Source organism: Acidithiobacillus sp. TH-A35, assembly GCF_057473505.1.
Genome location: NZ_JBYCKR010000059.1, coordinates 1 through 5006 on the forward strand (window position 1 = coordinate 1; position 5006 = coordinate 5006).

The window sequence follows — 5006 nt, forward strand, 5'->3', positions numbered from 1 at the left end:
ATCGGCGGCAAGGTGGCGCTGGCCTGCCTTTCTGGTCTGTCTGCGGAGCGGCTTAGTCAGGCCGTGGCCGAGGGCAACACGGCGCAGCTCACCGCCATCCCCGGCATCGGCCCGAAAACCGCTGAACGGCTGGTGGTAGAACTGCGCGACAAGATGGGTGGCATCGCGCCGGGACCGGTGGGGTGCAGCACGGTCGGCGACCCCCGTCAGGAAGCCATTGCAGCACTGCTGACTTTAGGTTATAAGCCTGCGCAGGCGAGCCAGGCCATAGCCGGCCTGGCGGAAGGTCTGGGTCTGGAAGACCTCATCCGCCAGTCGCTGCAACATTTGTCACGTCATTGATTTTTTGGAACCCGCCAGCGCGCCGATGGTCAGATCAGGATGATGGATAGAGGCCCTCTCAACCCCCAGGAAGCCCACAACGATGCGGTAGACCATGCCCTGCGTCCGCGTCGGCTGGCGGAGTACCTCGGGCAGGCTAAACTGCGGGAGTCCCTGGGTCTGTATATCGATGCCGCCAAGGGGCGCAGCGAAGCGCTGGATCACGTGCTGCTCTTCGGCCCGCCCGGACTCGGCAAAACCACCCTGGCCCATATCATCGCCCAGGAGATGGGCGCGGGCCTCAAGGTCACCTCCGGCCCCGTGCTCGACAAGCCAGGTGATCTGGCCGCCATCCTCACCAACCTGCAACCCCACGACGTGCTTTTTGTCGATGAAATTCACCGCCTCAGCCCGGTGGTGGAAGAAATCCTCTACCCGGCGCTGGAAGACTACGAACTGGACATCCTCATCGGCGAAGGACCTGCAGCGCGCTCCATCAAAATCAGCCTGCCCCCCTTTACCCTGATTGGCGCCACCACCCGTGCCGGGCTGCTGACCTCGCCTTTAAGGGACCGCTTCGGCATCAGTTTTCATCTGGAATTCTACAGCGACGCCGAGCTGACCCAGATCGTCACCCGCTCCGCCCAGATTCTCGGCACCCCCCAAGCCCTGGAAGGTGCGCAGGAGATCGCCCGGCGCGCGCGGGGCACGCCGCGCATCGCCAACCGCCTGCTGCGCCGGGTGCGGGACTATGCCCAGGTACGCGGTAACGGTGAAATTGACATGGCGACGGCGCAGGCCGCCCTGACCCTCATGGAGGTGGACCAACACGGTTTCGATGGCCAGGATCGCAAATTGCTCCAGGCCGTTATCGCGCGCTTTGCGGGCGGGCCGGTAGGGGTGGAGAGTCTGGCGGCCGCCATTGGCGAGGAGCGCGGCACCATCGAAGATGTGCTGGAACCCTTTCTGATTCAGCGCGGTTATCTGATTCGCACCCCGCGCGGACGCTGCGCAACGGAACTCAGCTATCTCGCCCTGGGCCTGACGGCCCCCAAGGAGCCTGGGGGGCTTTTCGATGCTGGCTAATGATCCCGACAGCACCTTCCACGTTCGCGTTTATTATGAAGATACGGATCATGGCGGGGTGGTGTACCATGCCAACTACTTACGCTTCATGGAGCGCGCCCGCACCGAAATGCTGCGCGAACGGGGTTATGAGCTGGATGTACTGGAGCAGGATGCGGGGATCATTTTTGCGGTGCGCCGCGCTCGTCTGGACTTCCGCGCCCCGGCCCGCTTCAATGACCTGCTCCGTGTGGAAACCCGGGTCGTGAGCAAGAGCCCCGTGCGTATGGGTTTTCAGCAAATCATCGCTGTCGGGGACAGGATGCTCTGTAGCGGAGAGGTGGAAGTGGTCTGCCTCGATGTGGCGCGTTTTCGTCCCCACGTTATCCCTGCAGACTTGTTGCAGGCCGTCCCGCTTTCTGTTCAGCCGTGAGATTTTATGGATCCGCATAGCATCGCCAATAGTGCGCAGTCCCTCTCCCTGGGCCATCTGGTCATGAACGCCAGTTGGATCGTGCAGGGCATCCTCGTCATCCTGCTTATCGCCTCCGTCGCCTCCTGGACCATCATCTTCCAGAAATGGGCCGTCTTTGCCAGCGCCCACCGCGCCCTGGAGCGCTTTGAGAAGCGCTTCTGGAGCGGCGGCGAGATGAGCCAGATCTACCAGCACGTTTCCGGTAACAGCGATCTGGAAACGGGGGCCGGCAGCATCTTCTGTGCCGGTTATGAAGAATTCCAGCGCCAGCGCAACAAGATTCGCCCCAGCGACGCCCTCGATGCAGCGCGACGCGCCATGCGGGTGGCCCAGATGCGCGAGGTCGGGCGCCTGGAAAACAACCTCGCTTTTCTTGCCTCCGTATCCTCCGTAAGCCCTTTTATCGGCCTTTTCGGCACCGTCTGGGGCATCATGACCGCCTTCATGCATATCGGCATAGCGGGACAAGCCACCCTGGCGACGGTAGCCCCCCCCGTCGCCGAAGCCCTCATCGCCACCGCGGCAGGTCTGTTTGCCGCCATCCCGGCAACCCTGGCCTATAACCGCTATGTCCATCAACTGGACAAACTCGACGCGCAGTACGAGGTTTTCATGGACGAATTCACCAACATCCTGCATCGGCAGGTGCCTGAGACGAAGCCATGAAACGACGGCGTCTCATGGCGGAGATGAACGTCGTCCCCTACATCGACGTGACCCTCGTGCTGCTGGTGATTTTCATGCTCTCGGCGCCGCTGCTGACCCAAGGCGTCAACGTCAACCTGCCCAAGGGCGTAACCAAGCCGGTATCGGATAAGACACCACCGGTACTGATTTCGCTGACGCGGCAGGGCAGTATCTCGGTGCAATACAAGGGACACCACAGCGCTGTCGCCCTGGATGACCTCGCGACGACGGTGCGGCATATTGCCGTTGCCAGCCACAATCAGGTGCAGGTGCTGGTGGGCGGCGATGCGCATGTGGATTACGGCAAGGTCATGGCGGTCATGGCGCATTTGCAGGAGGCGGGCATTTCCCATGTCGGCCTGCTGACCCGTCCGGAGGGACATTGAAAGAACGCAAACGGATCTGGCCGCTGGTGCTGGCTATTGCGCTCAACAGCGCGATACTGGTGGCCTTGTTCTGGAGCTTTCACATGAACGTGCCGAGCAGCACCGGGGATACCCCGATGCAGGCACAACTGAGCAGCGGCATGCCACCGGCTGCGGCACCGGCGCCGCAACCAGTACCCGCGCCACAACCAGTACCCGTGCCACAGCCCGCACCAGCACCACAGCCCACACCCAAACCGGTACCTGTACCGAAACCCAAGCCATCCACTCCGCCGCCACCCCGCGCCGCACAGATGGCCGCGGAAAAGGCGGCACAAGAAAAGGCCGCAGCGCAGAAGGCCGCGCAGATCACCGCGGAAAAACAGGCCGCCGAGAAGCGGGCTGAGGAACTGGCGGCGCGCGCAGCGCAGGAGAAAGCCGCGCAACGGGCGGCCGACAAAGCCGCCGCGGAAAGGGCGGCAGCAGAAAAGGCCACCGCCGAAAAGCAGGCAGCCCAAAAAGCGGCTGCCGCACAGCGCGCGGCGGCGCTGAAGCGGCAACTCGCCGAACAGCAGGCCAAGGCCGCGGAGGTGGCGCGGGCCAAGGCGCTGCAGCAGCAGATGGAGGCCGGGGCCAAGCGGCAGGCCGAGGCCAACATGGCGGCGGCACTGGCTAAGCAGGCAGCGGAAAATCAGCGATTGTCCGCTATTTTCGGTAGCGAAATTGCAGAACGCGTGAAGAGACATTGGCAGCCCGTTTTTGCACCAAATCTTCATTGTCGCGTAAGCATCGAACTCTCACCGCAAGGCCAGCTAGAAGGTGCACCTGCGATTACCCAGTCCAGTGGAAATGCACAATTTGATTCAGCGGTGATTGCGGCGATTGAAGCGGCAGCACCGTTCCCGCCGCCCATTGGGCTGTCATACTCAGAATTTAAAGTTGTGAATATCGTCTTCAGCGCTAAGGAGCTCAGCAATGGCTAAAAAGTTAATATTTATTTGGCTGCTATCGCTTTTAACATGGGCCTTCGTTCTGCCCGCCCAGGCGGCGCTCACGGTGGAAATCACCAAGAATGTGGCCTCAGCACTGCCTATCGCCATTCCCTCTTTTGGTCCGGGTATAGCCGGACAGCCATCCGTTGCCGATGTGGTCCGTAATGACCTGCGCCACAGCGGCTTGTTCCGGGTCATCGACCCGGCGGGCTATCCCGGTGACCCCCGCGCTCCCAGCGACGTGAAGGCCGCCGACTGGACAACGGTGGGGGCCACCGGCCTGGCCGTGTGTTCCGTGGAACCGCTGAACGGCGGCTATGTGGTCAACGTCTATGTCTACAACGTCAGCACGGGGCAGGAACTCACCGCCCACCGTTTCACTTGCTCCGCCGCCGAGTTGCATATGACCGCGCATCACGTCGCAGACGTCATCTATAAGGCGTTTACCGGCAAGCCCGGCCCCTTCGCCAGCCGGATCGCCTACGTCCGCCAGACAGGTGAAAACTACGCACTGCTGGTAGCGGAATCCGACGGCTGGAATCCGCACCCCATCGTGCGCGGCCGCATGCCGGTATTCTCCCCCGTCTGGTCGCCGGACAACCGGCGCCTGGCCTATGTCACCTACGCCAACGCCCGGGCCGTGATCTATGTGCAGGACCTGGCTACCGGACAACGCCAGTCCATCGCCCCCGGTGGCGAGATCGTCAGTGCTCCGGCCTTCTCGCCCAACGGTGAAGATCTGGCCTACGCCCGTTCCTCCGGTGGCCATACGGAACTCTATGTGGCCAATTTACGGACCGGACAGCGCCAGCAATTGACCCATGATGACGCCATCAACACCTCCCCCACCTGGTCGCCGGATGGCAGTCAAATCATATTTGTCTCCGACCGTGCCGGCGGTCCGCAGATCTACGGGATGAATGCGCGTGGCGGCGGTGTGCATCGTCTGAGCTACGACGGCGACTACAATGCCGGTCCGGTCTACTCGCCTGCGGGCAATGCGATCGCCTTTATTCACCGCACCGATGGCGTCTATGCCCTCGCCGTGATGAACCCGGACGGCAGCGGCGTGCGCGTGCTGGATGCCCAGGGCAATTGCGA

At 62.5% G+C, this 5006-nt stretch carries 7 protein-coding genes; all 7 read left to right on the forward strand.

What is annotated here, in order from left to right:
- The coding region (gene ruvA / locus AC2VNK_RS02320; protein WP_486882666.1) for a Holliday junction branch migration protein RuvA at positions 1 to 342 on the forward strand (342 nt) is incomplete at its 5' end.
- Positions 343 to 381: 39 nt separating this feature from the next.
- On the forward strand, positions 382 to 1407 hold the full coding sequence (gene ruvB, locus AC2VNK_RS02325) for a Holliday junction branch migration DNA helicase RuvB (RefSeq protein ID WP_291523666.1): 1026 nt from the start codon (positions 382 to 384) through the stop codon (positions 1405 to 1407).
- On the forward strand, positions 1397 to 1819 hold the full coding sequence (gene ybgC, locus AC2VNK_RS02330) for a tol-pal system-associated acyl-CoA thioesterase (protein ID WP_291523664.1): 423 nt from the start codon (positions 1397 to 1399) through the stop codon (positions 1817 to 1819). Before ruvB ends, ybgC begins: the two co-directional genes overlap by 11 nt.
- Positions 1820 to 1825: 6 nt before the next feature.
- Complete coding sequence (gene tolQ / locus AC2VNK_RS02335) at positions 1826 to 2527, forward strand: protein TolQ (protein WP_291523662.1); 702 nt, start codon at positions 1826 to 1828, stop codon at positions 2525 to 2527.
- A complete protein-coding gene (gene tolR / locus AC2VNK_RS02340; protein WP_486882667.1) occupies positions 2524 to 2934 on the forward strand; it encodes a protein TolR in 411 nt (136 codons plus the stop codon). Before tolQ ends, tolR begins: the two co-directional genes overlap by 4 nt.
- Positions 2931 to 3896 carry a cell envelope integrity protein TolA gene (gene tolA / locus AC2VNK_RS02345; RefSeq protein WP_486882668.1) on the forward strand — a complete coding sequence of 322 codons (966 nt, stop codon included), beginning with the start codon at positions 2931 to 2933 and terminating at the stop codon, positions 3894 to 3896. Before tolR ends, tolA begins: the two co-directional genes overlap by 4 nt.
- Positions 3889 to 5006: Tol-Pal system beta propeller repeat protein TolB (gene tolB / locus AC2VNK_RS02350; RefSeq protein ID WP_486882669.1), on the forward strand; the 1118-nt coding region annotated here is incomplete at its 3' end. The genes tolA and tolB, both read left to right, overlap by 8 nt.

Bases quoted from the DNA above. Each gene is read 5' to 3' on its own strand.
- ruvB (WP_291523666.1), top strand. From the start codon at position 382: ATGATGGATAGAGGCCCTCTCAACCCCCAGGAAGCCCACAACGATGCG.
- ybgC (WP_291523664.1), top strand. From the start codon at position 1,397: ATGCTGGCTAATGATCCCGACAGCACCTTCCACGTTCGCGTTTATTAT.
- tolQ (WP_291523662.1), top strand. From the start codon at position 1,826: ATGGATCCGCATAGCATCGCCAATAGTGCGCAGTCCCTCTCCCTGGGC.
- tolR (WP_486882667.1), top strand. From the start codon at position 2,524: ATGAAACGACGGCGTCTCATGGCGGAGATGAACGTCGTCCCCTACATC.